Below are 17615 nucleotides of genomic sequence, written 5' to 3' on the forward strand. Positions count from 1 at the left end.
GTCGCAGTGTGTGAAAAGGTTTACCATCATCGGTGGCGGTGTTGCAGGATTAACGGCAGCAATTGGCCTCAATAAAATTGGCGTACAAGTATGCATTTTTGAAGGTGCAAAGGCATTAGCGGGCATTGGAGCTGGATTTGGCTTAGCAGCCAACGCCATACAAGCGCTAGATTACTTAAACCTCAAATCAGGGGTTACTCCTTTGGGTCACTATTTAGAGCATTATAATATTTTAGACGAGCGTGGCAGAACTCTGGTATCTCCAGAAACCAAAGCAATAAGCGCACAGTATAGTCAAGATAACTTTGCTATACACCGTGCCGATCTACACCAATTTTTATTGCAACAAATTGAACCGACAGACCTACATCTAGGGAAAAGAGCCTTTAAAATAGAGCGGCATGATGCGGGTATTGATATTTTCTTTGAAGATGGGACTATGCATCAAACCGATTATCTAATTGTTGCCGATGGTGTAAAGTCCAAAATACGTCAACAGCTCATTCCGAATGCCACACCACGCTATGCAGGATACACCTGTTGGCGAGCAACCATAGAGAATACAAATATAAACCTCAAAATTGGATCCGAAACTTGGGGCAGCAAAGGTCGTTTTGGAATGACTCCACTTGTTGGGAACAAAATCTATTGGTATGCTTGCATCAATGCAACAGAAAACAACACTCAATATAAAAATTATACGGTCAATGACTTAAGGCACAATTTCGCGTCGTACCATCAACCCGTGGCACAAATTTTAGATGGTACAAAAAATGAGCAGTTGATCTGGAATGATATTATTGATATTGAGCCTTTACAACATTTAGCTTTTGGACCTATTCTCCTTATAGGTGATGCCGGTCATGCAACGACGCCTAATATGGGACAAGGTGCCTGCCAAGCGATCGAGGATGTGGCTGTTTTGGTCGACGAATTACAGAAAACACAAGATGTCATAGTCGCTTTCCAGCATTTCGAAAAAAGAAGATTAAAAAGAACGCGCTATATTACAGAAACTTCTTGGACAATAGGTAAAATAGCCCAATGGACAAATCCGATTGCTATTGCTACTCGAAATGCTTTGATGCGTATCTTGCCCGAAAAAATTAAACAATATAAATTGAAAACACTCTTAAGTGTTGATTTTATGAACATAAATAATCATTCATGAAAACAAATGTATTAATTGTTGATGATGTCCATTCAATCCTAATGGAAAAACTTGAACAGCATGGTGTTAAGTTCACTTACAGCCCAAACTTCACGCGTGAGGATGCTGAAAAAGAAATTGGATCCTATACAGGCTTGATTATCAGGTCTAAGTTTCAAGTGGACCGCCAATTCATTGATCTAGCTCATAATCTTCAGTTTATTGCACGATGTGGAGCGGGCATGGATAATATCGATGAAGCTTATGCCGAATCGAAAGGGATCAAACTAATCAGTGCAAACGAAGGAAATCGAGATGCTGTGGGTGAACACATGATTGGGATGCTCCTATCTTTGATGAACCATTTAAACAGGGGGAATCAGGAGATAAAAACGGGTTTATGGCGTAGAGAATCCAACCGTGGATATGAATTGAAAGGAAGAACTGTGGCACTCATTGGCTACGGTCATAATGGCCAAGCTATGGCCAAGAAACTCTCGGGATTTGATGTTAACGTCATTGCTTATGACAAATACAAAACTGGATTTTCAGATCAATATGCCAAAGAAGTTTCGATGGAAGAAGTTGTCAAACAAACTGATATTTTGAGTTTTCACATCCCACTAACCAAAGAAACGAAAGGACTTATCAATGATGAATATTTGTATCATTTTCGCAAACCCATCTTTTTTCTTTTAGGTGCACGTGGTGGAATTGTTCAAATTCCTGCCGTATTAAAAGCTATGGATGAGGGCAAGATTATCGCAGCAGCTTTTGATGTACTTCCGGTAGAGAAATTCCCCGCACTTCAAGAGCAACCTTGGTTTTCAGATTTAGCGAGCAGGGATAATGTTTTGCTAAGTCCGCATGTAGCAGGCTGGACATTTGAAAGTTACTACAAACTTTCGGATGTAGTGGCGGAGAAGATTATTTCCCTTTTGAAATAATCTTCTCCCTTTGGCTTTAAATCATGCATTGTACAAGTACAACAACAAGAAATTGGAGTACCAAACTAACATCTAATAAATAAGCATAGTGGTAATGCTCATTGGTCTTAAAGACCAAAAACCTTAATAAGAGATAAATTATTGCATTGGTAAGCAGAAGCCCAATTTTGAAAACCAATAGATAAGGTGCTGCTAAGATAAAGAGACTATGTACACCCAGAAGCAAGTAGCATAGTCTTTTGGCCCGCCCCTCCCCTAACATACTCGGCAATGTTCGTAAGTGATAATAAGAATCCTGTTTAATATCACGAATATCAAAAGGCAAAGTACAGATAATCAGAAATATGAATTTCAAAAACGCGAGATAATACAGTAGTTTGGTGTTCACAAAAACCGCATTACCATACAGTTCAATATAAGGAAGAAATACACTGCTCAATACCCAAACCAATGCGATATGAAATATTTTCATAGCAGGAACTTGTCTCAATCCCCCCCATCGACCATGCAGCGGAATAATAGGAAGGCTATAAAGTACACTTACAAAACCTATAACCCCTAAAAAAAAGATAGCATATGGATGTATATGAAATAAACACCACAGACAAATTAACGTCGCGATGATCGTATTTATCCATAATAAGCGTTCATACTTAAAAACCCACCTTGTCCGAGCATAGACAGATAACTCAGGAGACTGAGGTTTTGATAAGATCAAGCTGAAATTATAGAGTGCAAGCGTAGCTGCCCCTTCAATCAAAACGATATAAAAATCAATTTCCTGACCGAGTATAATGTACGTGAGTACACATTGAGAGGCTGCGGCCAAAGCAATTAGTATATTACTGAAAATTGAAAAATAATACACCTTTTTTAATACATCCATACAAATCAATCCATTATATCATCAGCAATATAACAATAGTGTTATAAAAAAGTTAAATTTCAAATTATAAATTTTATAAATTGCCAATTGTCGCAAAAAAAAACTAAATTAGCTGATTCCAAATGAACTTGTTTAATCAACCAAATAAGTTTTTTGGTATCTAAATTAATAAAACCAAAATATGAGTCTACAAATCAAATCGTTTGAAGAATATCAAGAAGTTTATAAAAAAAGTGTGGATAATCCGGAAACTTTCTGGGGAGAGATAGCGGAAAACTTTTTTTGGAAAAGAAAATGGACAAATGTTCTGAATTGGAATTTCACAGAGCCTAATGTGAAATGGTTCGAAGGTGGTAAATTGAATATCACAGAAAATTGTTTAGACCGTCACATCTATAATTTAGGAGATAAGCCTGCTATTATTTGGGAACCAAATGACCCTAATGAGGCGCATCGTATCTTATCCTACAAACAACTATTACAGAAAGTTGAGCAATTTGCCAACGTTTTAAAAAATAATAATATCCGCAAAGGAGACCGTGTCTGTATCTATTTACCGATGGTGCCCGAACTTGTTATTGCAACATTGGCATGTGCACGTATTGGTGCTATTCACAATGTTGTTTTTGGAGGATTTTCGGCACAATCTATTGCAGACCGCATCAATGATGCTGCTTGTAAAATCGTCGTGACTTCTGATGGTAGTTACCGTGGTACAAAAGTATTGGAATTAAAAAGTATTGTTGATGATGCTTTGATGCAATGTGAATCGGTAGAACGCGTAATCGTATTGACGAGAACGCGTACTCCTGTATCTATGATCAAAGGTCGTGATGTATGGTGGGAAGATGAAATCAAAAAAGTAGAAACGCAAGGAAATCCTGCATGCCCGGCTGAAGAGATGGACTCAGAAGATACCTTATTCATCCTTTATACCTCAGGTTCTACAGGGAAACCAAAAGGAGTAGTCCATACAACAGGAGGCTATATGGTCTATACTGGCTATACTTTTGCAAACGTTTTCCAATATCAACAAGGTGAAATTTATTTCTGTACTGCAGATATAGGCTGGATTACGGGACACTCGTATATTGTTTACGGACCGCTTTCTCAAGGAGCTACTTCGCTCATGTTTGAAGGTACACCAACGTATCCAGATGCTGGTCGCTTATGGGATATCGTAGACAAGTTTAAAGTAAATATATTATATACAGCACCAACGGCTATCCGTTCATTGATGGCCTTTGGAGATTCGTTTATAGATGGTAAAGATTTGAGCAGTATCCGTAAGCTAGGGTCTGTTGGAGAGCCTATCAACGAGGAAGCTTGGCATTGGTACAATGATAAAGTGGGAAAAGGGAAAGCTCCAATTGTCGATACCTGGTGGCAAACTGAAAACGGGGGTATATTAATCGCTCCTATGGCAGGTATTTCACCGACAATACCTGGTTATGCCATGTTGCCATTACCAGGAGTACAACCTGCTATCATGGATGAGGCTGGAAAAGAAATTGTAGGAAATGATGTTTCTGGAAATTTATGCATCAAATTCCCATGGCCAGGTATGTTACGTACGACTTGGGGGGATCATGAGCGTTGCCGCCAAACTTATTTTGCTACTTATGAAAATATGTACTTTACAGGTGATGGTTGTTATAGAAGTCCAGAAGGTTATTACAAAATCACAGGCCGTGTCGATGATGTATTAAATGTATCTGGGCACCGTATCGGAACAGCAGAAGTAGAAAACGCCATCAATATGCACTCCGATGTTGTAGAATCTGCAATTGTAGGTTACCCACATCCCGTTAAAGGACAGGGAATTTATGCCTATGTTATTGCAAATCATCACATCGATGAAGAGAGCACGCGTAAGGATATCATGCAAACCATCACCAGATTGATCGGTGCTATTGCGAAGCCAGATATTATCCAATTCGTTTCGGACCTACCGAAAACGCGTTCTGGAAAAATCATGCGCCGTATCCTACGTAAAATTTCTGAAGGAGAAACTTCGAATCTGGGGGATACCTCTACTTTACAAGACCCTACGGTGGTGGATTCCATTATCGAAGGAGCTAAAAAACTGAAAAAGTAAGTTTGATTAACGTTTAAAAGAGAGCCCTCGGTTAAATTCGAGGGCTCTCTTTCTATTATGAAAGTTATTTCGAATTAATTACCAATTGTAATCCAACTCCTAGCATCACTTACAGATACTAGATCATATACTTTATCAGCAGTTTTAATGACATAAAAGCCTTTGGGTAAAAACAAATTATTAGAAGTATTCGTAATAATTGGCAAAATTGCTGGAGGTGGTGTACCAAAAGATCCTGCATTAGTGAATTTAATTGTACCATCCTCAGGAAAAGATGCTATTGGTGCTGGACCGTAATTAGCCCAATCGTCATTTACGATGTAACCAAAGCGAGAATAACCAGGATTATATTTTGGCCAAAAAATGATATAGTTGAAAAATGGAATATCTCGTACTCCGTAAGCATCTACCTTGCCATCAACAGTAAAACCTCTAGAGGCCATCCAATAATTTCCATTTGGAGGCATATTATAAAATCTTTCCGTTGCAGTTTTATCATAGCTCATTGGTTCTATTGCTTCTTTGATTTGAATCTGTAAATCACCAATATTAGCTTTAATTACACTATTATTAGCATCATAATTAACACCGGTCAATTCACTAACAGTAGTAGTACCAATAATCAATGGTTCGTATAATACGATATCTTTACCGGAAACATAAAAGCTTGAACTTAAGGTAACTGCTGTAACTCCATCAGTTAAATAACTGAATTCTAAAACTTGAGCAGTGCCATCCAGCTTAATCTCACAATCTACCCCACCAATACTCGTTCGTTTAAAATAAGTTTTAAGTTTCGACAAACTCTCGATGATTTCTTGCAATGAACTAAACAAAGTACTACTTTCTTCAGCAGACTTTGATTTAATTAAAATTAATTTACTTTTATTAAAAGTACCTTCTAATTTTATTGTATCAGCATTCGCTGATAGAAATGCAAATTCGAAATCGGAAAAGTAACCATTTGCTGTAGTTCCATTGAAAACACTGGATGTTGGGTCGGCAATTAAATGTAAGGTTGAGTAAGAATCAAACATAAGTGTCGGCCTTTGCAATGCTTTTAGACGATACGAGCTTTCTGCAGGTGTCGTTTTATAATCTGCAGACATTATGGTCCTATTTTTATCATTAAAATTAAATAAGAAAGTAGCTGGGGTCTCATTATCAGTCAACAAATAGCCTTTCCATCCAAATTCAGCATTGGTTAACTGAGATTGATAAAATGCTAATGTATCTGACAATCGTTCATCTACATTACCTATAACTGGGTCTGTATTTTCCTTTTTACAAGAGCTAAACAGCATTGTAAAAAAGAAAAAATATATTAAATGCTTTTTCATCATGTTCTTTTTTTAATTATTACAATGTTCCAAATAAATAAGAATTAGAATCAGTTGTCTTTACAAGACCTCCAAATATGCTTTTAGACTGAGGAATAATATCATCTATCCACCTTACACTAAAAGTTTGATTGTTGAAATATGTCAGTAGTGCAGGAATAGCTGCTTCAATCGCTCGGGCATTATTATCTGTTGGTTGTGGATTAGTGTATTTTACAGTAAGTACACCATTATTATTCGTAGTTGTAAAACTAAAATCAGCATTATAACCAGCATCAAGTTCAGCAGTAGGATCCATAAAATTAACCCGAAGTATCATTCTATTTGCTTTGGTAAAAAGCAACGAAATATTATCTAGATACAACCCCGTTCTGCTTTGTAAACCAGTATTGGCATCATTATAAGCAGTTAGAAAGCCTGAAGATAATCCTTCTAATTTCTGAGGATTAATGTTAATTCTATCATAAGTATTTCCTGGTCCTAATAAACTGTTTAAATCTGAAGTCGGTGAGTTTAATTCTATCGCCTCCTGTGTTTTCACCTGTAATTCTTTTAAATCAATCCCCCAGCTATCTTTTAAGTAGGCAATAACAATTGATTTTTTTCTTAATAACTTAGATCTAGCGTCAGTATTTTGCTCGTAGATTCCCTTTCCATTGCGTTTGATGTATAGACCATCATACAGGAAAAGATTATTGATAATATTATCAAAATTAGCCTCTCCACCCTCTAAAAGGGTCGCCACCATCTCAACAAAATCATCATCTTTATTAGATCGGGAGTAAGGTGTTATATAACCCTTTCCCCAAAAATCTGCTTCATATAGAATTTTATCTTCTGTTGGATTAGCTGAATAGGCACCTCTGAAAATATTGAACCAAGTTGCCGTATAATCAGCAGGAGTGATGCGTTGGTAGTCCGATACAACGGCAATGTTCTGGTTTAAAATATGACCAAACTCATGATGCATGGTATGTAGAATCTGTTTAACCGCGGCCTTGTTTGCAGGATCAAATGTATTCAAATCCAATAAAACAATCTTTCGACCTGCTTCAGCTGTTCCTAATGTAATTGTACCATTGCTATTATAAGAGGGGCTGCCGGCTAGATAGAATTGTTTCTGACTATATTTTTTCATAAAGTCCTCCCCTTTGATTGCAACGTATGGGTCAATCCAAGTCTTTTTAATCGCATCCATCACTGGTATAACAAGTTCTTCTTTTATTGGTACAACGTTCTTGTATATCTCTCCCAATTCGGACCGATCCCACTTATATTTAATTTCTATGTTATAAGGCGTTGTATAGTTAGCACTTACCCATTCATCAATAGGTCCTTTTGCCCATGTATCTCCACCAAGTCCCACAATATCGGCAGTCAAATTTTCATTTTTACTACAGGCACTTAAGAAAATAGTAGCACATGCAAATAATGATAATTGTAATAATTTCTTTTTCATAATCTTCTAAATTATAATTAACGAGGATTTGCTTCTAGGCCTGCTGCAACTGCATCTTGAGGAATTTGGATCAGTCGACGTGGATCATCCACTCCTAATACAATCTTATCTATGCCATTAGCATGTACATGTTCAACAACAATATTATTTCTTAAAATATCCAACCATCTTAATCCTTCATGCATATATTCCATTCGCTTAAAATTAAGAACAGTTGCAACCAAGGCATCGCCTACGGATAATGTTGAAAAAAATGAAACTGCTTTTTCTTCAGAAAACTTATCTGATGCTGAATAACCCATGATTCTTTTGGACAAATACCTATCGAGGTCTGTTATTGCTTCTACATGATGCCCTAATCTAGCATTTGCCTCAGCTCTATTGAATAAAACTTCTTCACTAGTCAATAATGGAACCATATTATAGCCATCACCAACTGTAGCACTTATCGTTTCTTTAACAAAATGCTCTCTAAATTTTGGAATATTATAAACGGTTTCGTTTCCACCAAACACTTTAGTGTTCATTGCCAAAGCTTTCTTTGTTGGATTATTAGCAGCATTGAATACTGTAGCTCTTACTCCAGAACTTAACCCATAGTTGTACCCTCCGTAATTTCTTCCCCAATAAGAACTTGCTTCTTGCAAAAGTAAATTTGCTGGTTCAATTGAATTGGTATATAATGCTTGTAATTCATAATAACCCAATCCTGCATAAGTTGTGTTCCATGGTCTTAAATTCTCCAAAACAGTCGCACCTGGAAAAACAGCATTTGCATGCTCAACTACTTTTTCATAATCCTGCTTAAATAAATAGAATCGAGTAGCAAAAGCATGAGCCGCCTGTGTTGTAAAATGATATTTAGGCACACGATATTTATTATTTTGAATCAAAGGAATACCTGCTATCAGATCCTTTTCAATATTTTCATAAACTGATGCCACAGTACCTCGGTTATAGTCCCCTTCTACTGTTCTTTGTGGTAATGTAACATAGGGAATACCTGGAGAAGATGTTGCAGTTGCCTTATCATAGGTTTTGGAAAAAAAAGTAACCAGCATAAAATGTGCGTATGCTCTTGCTACTAAAGCTTCTCCCTTACTAGCTGAATATTCTGGAGTATTGCCCGCTTTTTCAATTGCCTCTAACGCATAATTTGCTGCAGCAATAGCTTTATAACATGAATTCCAATAAAACGGAGGAGTATCCTCGGATGCCGCATCGATTTGGTCGATATAATTCCAAGGAGAAGTATTGGGTAAGAATCTTTCTGTTGTTCCTTTATCTCCAGCGTTGTCACTCATTGCCTCCGCAAAAGCAATATAATTGGCATGAGGATATGCATTCGCCAATAACTCAGCAACCTTAACAGGACTCGTTAATTCAGTCCTATCATCAGGTTGATGCTCTAAGAATTTGTTACAGCTAGTTGTGAAGAATATGCTGGATGCAACGATATATATAAATATTTTGTTATTTTTCATTTTCTTTTCAATTTAAACTAGAATCCAACTTTTAAAGAAACCGTATATTGCTTCGGTATAGGTAAAGCCACACCTCCAGAAGCAAAGAACTCTGGATCTTGTCCTTTCAGTTTCTTATCTGAATAGATTAACCAGAAATTATTTGCCACGAAACTTAACGACACATTGTTAGCACCAAATGATTTCAAAGTATTGGAAGGCAATGCATATGAAAGAGCAATTTGTTTCAATCTTATAAAACCACCGTCAGCGACTCTAACTGTAGAATAATTAAAGGTATTATAAGGATACATACCGGCAATTTCATTAGCCGCTTCAACATCTAAAATAGAAGGGATGTTTGTTAACAGCTCATCGCCAGGTAAAACCCATCTATCCTTAAACTCATTGGGCATAGCATCCAAATCTGAATAAGAAGTCGAAAATGCTGGGTTAAGTCGAATTTTATTACCTGCTGAAAATGTAAATAATGCATTTAAAGTAAACCCTTTATAATTAAATGAATTATAAAAACCACCTGTTAATTTTGGATCGGTCGGACCTTCATATTTCAGATAATCAGTTACTAAACTTTGCATATAGACATCCATGCTCTTCTCCCCTTCTTCGTTGATGAATTCGGGAATTCCTGTTTCATGATTTAAACCTGTAAAGTCTACAGAGTACAAACCTCGATATGGAAATCCTTCTTGAGGTCCGCCATCAGCAGTAACAAGACTGAATATATTTTGTGGACTTGTTAATTTGGTTACTTTATTCTTATTGTAGCCAAAATTGAAATTACTTCTCCAACTAAATGCATCATTTTTAATAATTGGACCACTTAAAGTAACCTCAATACCTTTTGAATTCATATCTGCATAGTTGGCTGTTGTCAGGTATTGACCACCAATGCCAGAAGTTCTTAGTGGACTAATTAAATCGAATCCATTTCTATTATATAAATCAACTGTTAGATTTAATTTACTTTTGAAAAAACTTATATCAAAACCAAGATTGGTTTCATATTGCTTCTCCCACGTCAGATCTTTGTTTTCAATATACTGAATATTCATAACCGACTCTGTCTCGTAGACATATGGTCGAAGCGCACTGCCATTTCTAAGTACTAGTGCAGAGTTGGTCGCATTACCTAGACTTGCAGTCAATCCATACGTGGCCCTAACAGTTAATCTATTAACAACATCTTGATATTTCATAAAATCTTCTTCATCAACATTCCAGGCACCGGAAATATTCCATGTTGGCAACCATCTTGCCGTAGCAGAACTTCCTAGTTGATTTGAGCCATCGTATCGACCAGTGGCATTGAAAGAATATTTTCCATCAAATGAATATGCTGCTCGTGCCATAAAAGCTGAAAAGCGGTCATACTTGTTGCTCATTGAATAATAAGGAAGATTACTTAATGTTGCCTGTTTTACAATATTGGGGTCAATAAAAGGAACACCTCCTTTATCATATTGATAACCATAACCGATCATACTTCTAGCCTGGCGATTGGCTAATCGCATTTCTTGAAAAGCATAAATGTTCAGTAAGTGCTTTTCATTAAATGTGTTATCATACTCAAAAGAGTTTCTTACCATATATGATTTCAGAAAATCATCTGTCGTATTGTAAAATCCACCGTAAGGTAGCACCACTACAGGTTGTAACTCTGGATGTTCGGGGTCACGAAATAAGAAACGATTATTATCTTGAATATAGGAGTCACCATTGGCTCTATACGCATTAGCCATATTCGAGTTTTCCCTCACTTTATGCTCATTTCCACTTTTAACATACCTCAACGAGGCCAATAAATCATATTTAAAGTGTTTTGTGAATTTATATCCTGCACCTCCTTGAAGCTTAAAATCCAACATACTTAGGTCTAAAGTATTATTCTCTAATTCATCCAGAATATTAAACGATGCAAAATTTCTAGAAAAACTCTCTCGATTCCCATTTTCATCGAAAGCAGTCAATGTTCTACTCGTATTTAAGGCATAGCTAAATGGATTGATATCAAAATCTCTAGAATATGTTCCCTCTACAGGATTACTGACACGTCCAATCGTTCCTGGAGCCTTTTGATTACGAATAGACCCTGTTGTGATAAAATTCAAGGATAATTTTTCAGAAAGATTAAAGATTGCATTTACATTTGTAGTATAACGCTCCACCTTATTGCCTACCGCCCAACCATTGTCATTTAAATAACTAGTGGAAATATATAGTTGTGATTTATCAGTTCCTGAAGACACACTAATGCCATGTTCCTGAATAAGCGAATTTTTAAAAAGTGTATCGAACCAATCTGTATTTGCTAAAGCATAGCGGGATAGAAATTTATTTCTAGCCTCTGGTGTATTAGCTAAGCCAAATTGACCCGAAGTTTCATCATAAGTATTAATCAATTGATACATTTTTGTAAAAACTCCGCCATCAGCTGCTCTAGATGCTTTAGAATGGTTCAGCCAGCCTTTACGCGCTATTTCAGAATACACCGACATTTGATCCGATGAATTCATGATATTGTAATTATCATAGCTCGGTTTCAAGTATGTTGAAAAGTTACCCGTATAGGAAACTAAAGGTTTACCTATTCTTCCTTTTTTTGTGGTAATTACCACCACGCCGTTCATGGCACGTGCACCATATTGAGCAGTAGCAGCAGCATCTTTTAAAATATTAAAACTCTCAATGTCATCAGCATTAATACCTGCTACAGAAGATCCAATCAAAGTACTTACATCACCCGATGATAGTTGTTCGTTAGAAATATTAACCACATCTTCCAAAATCACCCCATCCACAACCCAAAGCGGTTTATTATCACCAGTAATGGACGTCGCTCCACGAACACGAATTTTCGGCGCGGCACCAAATGTTCCAGAAACATTTTGCACAGACACCCCTGCAACCCTTCCTTCTAACATTCGACTCACATCCGTGATGCCATCTTGTTTAACGTCTGCTCCTTTTAATGCTGTAGCAGATCCAGTAAATAATTTCCTATTAATATTCTGATACCCAGTAGAAACTACATCTACAATATCCAACTGTTGATCATTAGATTCTAAGACAACTGAAAGCATTGAACGTCCAGAAACCGTTACTTCATTTGTAATATATCCGAGATAACTTACAGTTAGAATAGCATTTGTTCCAGCATTAATTTTGAATTGGCCATTTCCGTCCGTACTCACGGAAGTATTCGTACCTTTAACAGTTACACTAGCTCCACTCAGCGGTTTTCCCTCTTTATCTTTTACAGTTCCCGAAATGGAATTCTGTAACGCTTCGTATTTCAATTCACTATGATTAACCAGGTTATTATTAATGGTAATCGTATTGGCAATAACCTTATAAGAGTAGTTATTCTCACTTAAAACCTCTTGGAGCGCATCTTCAAGACTTGCATCTTTTAAATTCAGGTTTATTCTCTTCGCTCCTTTAGTGACATCATCACTATAAAGAAAGCGGTGTTTCGTTTGTTTACCAATAGCTGATAACGCATCTTCAACCTTAACATTTTTGAGAGTAAGGTTGACCTTTTGCGCAATTCCTTCAGCCTGGACACCGGTAACGAAAGCAAACATTAAAAAGGTACTAATTTTCATAATACGTAAAGGTTTGCAAAATAGCGAGTCATGAGAGTCCCATGGTCGCTTTTTGCCAAATGGTAAGTTATTCATACATTTACATTTGGTTAATGAGTTAATTTATCTGGTTAGCTTCTTTAATTAAGAATAGATACAGGGATGCTGCAACATCTCTGTATTTTTTGTTTTTATTTCGTGTATTAATTTCCCATAATATTTTATTTATTTCTAATAATCAATTGATTCCCATCTATTTTAAATTTTAAATCACTCACATATTCCAACATTTCAATAACTTGAGAAAGAGGTACATTGCGATCAATGGACCCTGTAACGATTTTATTTTTATTAACATCATGCTCAAATCTGACTTCCAAGTCATACCAATTGGACAATTGATCTACAATAAATTTGATGTTATCCTTTTTAAAATAAAACTCATTATTATACCAAGCAAGATCTCGATTCAAATCTGCGGTACCCTTTTCAAGTATTCCATTAGCAGATTCCGAAAACTCCCCAGGAGCTAATAAGATAGATTGGTTCGCACTAGCGACTTCGACTTTTCCTTCTTGCAACGTCGTTCTTACTTTATGACTATAGGCATCCACATTAAAATGAGTTCCTAATACCTTAATGTCAGTACCATTTGCACGCACAATGAAAGGACGATTGACATCTTTTGTTACTTCAAAAAAAGCTTCTCCCTCTAATTCAACACTGCGCTCTCCAGCAGCAAAAAGCACAGGGAATTTTAATTTTGACATGGCATTTACCCATACTTTACTACCGTCGGACAACTCAATCTTATAATACCCTCCTTTCGGAACAACTAAAGTATTGTATTCCAATTCGCCAGTTCCTACCCCTTTTTCATATGCTAACTGTTCATCTTTGAGTTTAATATTATTGGAGATAAATTCACTTTTTGCCTTCGTTAAATCTAATTGATCACCATTATCTAAAATCAAGACCGCCTCCTGCGATGCTGGCTTAACATCATTTTTATGTACTTGGGAATGAATAGTGATGATTTTGGAATGACTTCTGGAAATATTTTGATTTAAGTATAATAAATAGAAACAAACCACAAGGCATGAAGCAATAAGAGGAACCCAAATTTTCAGGTTAAACTTACTCTTAAACGGAAGAATATGGCTTTCTTTTTTTTCTAAATTGTCCCATGCAGCTGCCACATCAATACGTTTGAACAAATTCAAATCATCTCTAATTGACTTGCCATCTTTGAAACTATCATACAGCTTGCTGTTTTCAGCATTTGAATTACGCCAGTTTTCTAATAATACTTTTTCCTCGTCAGAGAGTTTCTCTACCAAAGATTTCTTTATAATTGCGGCTATAATAAAAGGTTTACTCTCCATCATATAGTGTAAGGAAACTTTAACAGGAAAAAAGGGTGACAAGAAATGAAAAATATTTTTATATCTGTTTTAAGGAACAAAAAAAGGTCGAAATATATACTTTTGAATTGGAAATTGCGATAAGCATCTGGACACATGCTTATATTAGGAAGTTAAACATAACGAAATCCATTAGAATAGCTCATTGATATAAGCCATACAAATCTCGTACTCACAAAATTATCGAGAAAATAGGGTTTCTAAGAAAATTACTATCGGTAAAAACTCCGGGTTCATCTTCTGCATCACGAGTTTCATGCCACGTTGTTTCTGGGTTTTCACTGTGTTGACACTTATATTGAGCTCTTTAGAAATCTCTTGATTACTTAACCCTTCAAAATAGCCCATCCTGAATACAACTTGACAGCCAGGAGGCATACTTTCCACGATCCGGTGTACCTCAGCAACGACCTCCGAATGGATGATATTTAATTCAAATGAATCTTGACTCGATTCATTGAATGGTGTGGCTAACCAATACTTTTCAACTACTTTCTCCTTCCTTTTACTATTCAAAAACGCATATCTAACTGAAGTGTATAGATAGTTCTTAATCGCAACTTGATTTACGGAAACATGTTCCTGATTATTGAAATAAGAAATAAATGCATCCTGCACAAAATCCTCCGATTGGGTAAGATCTCCACAAAGTTTCCATGCAAAATGACACAAGCTTCCATAATGCTCCTCAAATAGTTGTTTATTAGCGATACTTGTCATCTAAAACATGTTTCTTGTGAACTTGAAAGTAATTTAAAGGCTTTCTAAAAATTGATTAGCGAAACGCTTAAAACGAATATAATGTTAAATTTTGTTAAATACTATAGTCCTTTAAAAATTATTTTTTTAATAAAGTTGCTTCTCCAAAATATAAAAAACGCTCAATTTTCCTTATATTGGAGCGTTTCACAAATTAAAACAAAGACTAAATGCTATTTACCGTTCTAATAGGACTAATAACATCGAGCCTTATTGTTCCATTTGGTAAATTCATTAAAACCAAATGGGGGATTATTCTCGCAGCCATACCCTTACTTTTATTTCTCTACTACTTGCAATATATCCCGTTAGTAAATTGGGACAAATCCTACGTGCAACACATTGAATGGATTCCATCCTTAGGGGTCAATTTTGATTTTAGATTGGATGGATTATCGCTTTTATTTACTTTATTAATAACAGGAATTGGAACTTGCATATTTATATATGCAAAATCTTATCTAAAAAATGACCCATACATCGATCGTTTCTTTGGCTATCTATGCATGTTTATGTCTGCCATGCTTGGGCTGGTACTATCTGATAATATTTTTCTGCTATTCACCTTTTGGGAATTGACAAGTATAAGTTCATTTTTCCTGATTGGATTCAATAATGAAAAAATAGCATCCAGAAAAAGTGCGCTTACGGCTTTAAGTGTAACGGGTTTAGGTGGTTTTTTCTTATTAGCTGGCTTAGTTCTTATTGGCAATATCGCTGGTACCTATTCCATCTCAGAACTCGTTTCAAAGGCACAACTTATCCAAGATCATTATCTATATCCGTATATTTTAGGTTTGATTCTACTGGGGGCAATGACCAAATCTGCTCAATTCCCATTTCATTTCTGGTTACCTGGTGCTATGAAAGCGCCAACTCCTGTATCTGCATACCTACACTCTGCTACCATGGTAAAAGCGGGAATCTATTTACTTGCTAGATTCTTCCCGATCTTAGGTAGCAACCCTGCTTGGACTTACAGTCTAATGTTAATAGGTGGTATCACGATGCTTTATGGAGCTTTTCATTCACTATTCAGGACAGATATGAAAGGCGTACTTGCCTATTCCACTATTTCTGCCTTAGGAATTTTAGTCTTTTTATTAGGAATCGGTACGGAGGAGGCGATCATAGCTGCCGCTGTATTTATTGTTGTACATGCCTTGTATAAAGCCACATTATTTTTAATTACAGGTATCATTGACCATGAGGCGCATACGAGGGATCTTACCGTGCTGAGTGGATTAAGAAAAGTATTACTTCCTGTGGCAATTGCAGGCTTCTTAGCTGCTATATCAAGTGCTGGAGTACCCCTTACATTCGGATTTATCGGTAAAGATTTAATTTACGAAGCGACATTAAATAGTGACGAAAAATTAGCGATTTACCTAACTTCTGCCGCTGTATTAACAAATATTCTCTTGGTATCTGCAGGTTTCATGGCCGGTATTAAACCATTTATGGGGCCTATACCCGAAAGTTTTAAAAAGATACAGTTGCCCGAGAAATCGCTCTGGATACCGCCACTATTACTTGCTCTCTTGGGTTTAGTATTCGGATGTTTTCCTTCTATAATCGGAGATTGGATTGCACAGCCAACAGTCAATGGCATCATGAAAATCAATAGTGATTTTCATCTTAAAATCTGGCACGGATTCAATACAGTTTTATTACTAAGTGCTTTGACCATTATCTTAGGTACGCTAGTTTATTTCATTAATCAGCCAAGCCAGCGGAAATTGTTATGGATTGAAAAATTAAATTTCATAGCGCCACAATCCATTTTCCAAAACTGCTACAAAGCCATATACCGTTTCTCAACAAGCTATTCGCATTACTTTCATGATGGGTATCTGCGGTCGTACCTCTTAAAAATCATCATATTTGCTGAAGTTTTGTTGGCTTACCAACTTTATTTAGGTGGGCCTCTACATATCAATTGGGATTTATTATCCGCCATTAGTGTATACGAGGTAGTCACGATATTAATCGTATTCGGCGCTGTTGCACTGACCTTGAGTACTTCTTCTAGACTAACGGCTGTCGTTTCAACAAGTGTTATTGGATATGGTATCTGTTTGCTTTTTGTATTTTACAGTGCCCCAGATTTGGCGATGACACAATTTACAATTGATACATTGACGGTCGTTCTCTTTGTTCTAGTGCTGTTCAAATTACCTCCATTTTTAAACCTTGCCAACAAAAAAGTCTTGATAAGAGATATCATTGTTGCGGTCATATTTGGAGTAATTTTGGCTATGGTTGCTATTCGAGCGCTGCATGTACCAACAAATATTGCAATCAGTGAATTTTATGGTTCAAATGCTTACCTACTCGCTAAAGGTAGAAATGTCGTCAATGTACTGCTTGTAGACTTTAGAGGTTTTGATACGATGTTTGAGATTGTTGTTTTGACAATTGCAGCACTAGGAGTCTACAGTCTATTGAAATTACGTTTAAAATCATCGGAGAAAGAATAAT

At 36.4% G+C, this 17615-nt stretch carries 11 protein-coding genes; 4 read left to right on the forward strand and 7 right to left on the reverse strand.

The genetic code is table 11. The features are described from left to right. The first annotated feature begins 10 nt into the window (after positions 1 to 10). Together ACFX5U_RS18530 and ACFX5U_RS18535 are read left to right on the forward strand one after the other, a co-directional pair. The gene (locus tag ACFX5U_RS18530; protein WP_400261701.1) at positions 11 to 1171 is read left to right on the forward strand and encodes an FAD-dependent monooxygenase; all 1161 of its coding nucleotides are present in this window, start codon (positions 11 to 13) and stop codon (positions 1169 to 1171) included. After that, positions 1168 to 2097, forward strand: a complete 930-nt coding sequence (locus ACFX5U_RS18535; protein ID WP_280565501.1) for an NAD(P)-dependent oxidoreductase — start codon at positions 1168 to 1170, stop codon at positions 2095 to 2097. The genes ACFX5U_RS18530 and ACFX5U_RS18535 overlap by 4 nt, the downstream gene beginning before the upstream one ends. Before the next feature lie 16 nt (positions 2098 to 2113). Here ACFX5U_RS18535 and ACFX5U_RS18540 read toward each other — a convergent pair whose 3' ends face one another. Then, positions 2114 to 2983, reverse strand: a complete 870-nt coding sequence (locus ACFX5U_RS18540; RefSeq protein ID WP_280565499.1) for a UbiA family prenyltransferase — start codon at positions 2981 to 2983, stop codon at positions 2114 to 2116. Positions 2984 to 3164: 181 nt separating this feature from the next. Between ACFX5U_RS18540 and acs the strand changes: the two genes are divergently transcribed. Beyond that, on the forward strand, positions 3165 to 5081 hold the full coding sequence (acs, locus tag ACFX5U_RS18545; protein WP_400261702.1) for an acetate--CoA ligase: 1917 nt from the start codon (positions 3165 to 3167) through the stop codon (positions 5079 to 5081). 74 nt (positions 5082 to 5155) lie between these two features. On the opposite strand, the gene ACFX5U_RS18550 is transcribed toward acs, so the two are convergent. From ACFX5U_RS18550 to ACFX5U_RS18575, 6 genes are all read right to left on the reverse strand, one after another. After that, a complete protein-coding gene (locus tag ACFX5U_RS18550) occupies positions 5156 to 6424 on the reverse strand; it encodes a DUF4302 domain-containing protein (RefSeq protein WP_400261703.1) in 1269 nt (422 codons plus the stop codon). A gap of 16 nt (positions 6425 to 6440) precedes the next feature. Beyond that, positions 6441 to 7880 carry a substrate import-associated zinc metallohydrolase lipoprotein gene (locus tag ACFX5U_RS18555; RefSeq protein WP_400261704.1) on the reverse strand — a complete coding sequence of 480 codons (1440 nt, stop codon included), beginning with the start codon at positions 7878 to 7880 and terminating at the stop codon, positions 6441 to 6443. 17 nt (positions 7881 to 7897) lie between these two features. After that, positions 7898 to 9364 (reverse strand): RagB/SusD family nutrient uptake outer membrane protein, encoded by a 1467-nt coding sequence (locus tag ACFX5U_RS18560; protein WP_400261705.1) that lies wholly within the window; start codon positions 9362 to 9364, stop codon positions 7898 to 7900. A 17-nt stretch (positions 9365 to 9381) separates the two neighbouring features. Next, complete coding sequence (locus tag ACFX5U_RS18565; protein WP_400261706.1) at positions 9382 to 12972, reverse strand: SusC/RagA family TonB-linked outer membrane protein; 3591 nt, start codon at positions 12970 to 12972, stop codon at positions 9382 to 9384. A 200-nt stretch (positions 12973 to 13172) separates the two neighbouring features. Next, complete coding sequence (locus ACFX5U_RS18570; protein WP_400261707.1) at positions 13173 to 14339, reverse strand: FecR family protein; 1167 nt, start codon at positions 14337 to 14339, stop codon at positions 13173 to 13175. A gap of 216 nt (positions 14340 to 14555) precedes the next feature. After that, positions 14556 to 15095: an RNA polymerase sigma factor gene (locus tag ACFX5U_RS18575; protein WP_038700936.1), complete on the reverse strand. Its 540-nt coding sequence runs from the start codon at positions 15093 to 15095 to the stop codon at positions 14556 to 14558. 209 nt (positions 15096 to 15304) lie between these two features. Here ACFX5U_RS18575 and ACFX5U_RS18580 point away from each other — a divergent pair, with 209 nt between their 5' ends. Further along, complete coding sequence (locus ACFX5U_RS18580; protein ID WP_038700938.1) at positions 15305 to 17614, forward strand: putative monovalent cation/H+ antiporter subunit A; 2310 nt, start codon at positions 15305 to 15307, stop codon at positions 17612 to 17614. Position 17615: the final 1 nt, after the last annotated feature.

This window comes from Sphingobacterium sp. SG20118, from assembly GCF_044740685.1.
Taxonomy (GTDB): Bacteria; Bacteroidota; Bacteroidia; order Sphingobacteriales; family Sphingobacteriaceae; genus Sphingobacterium.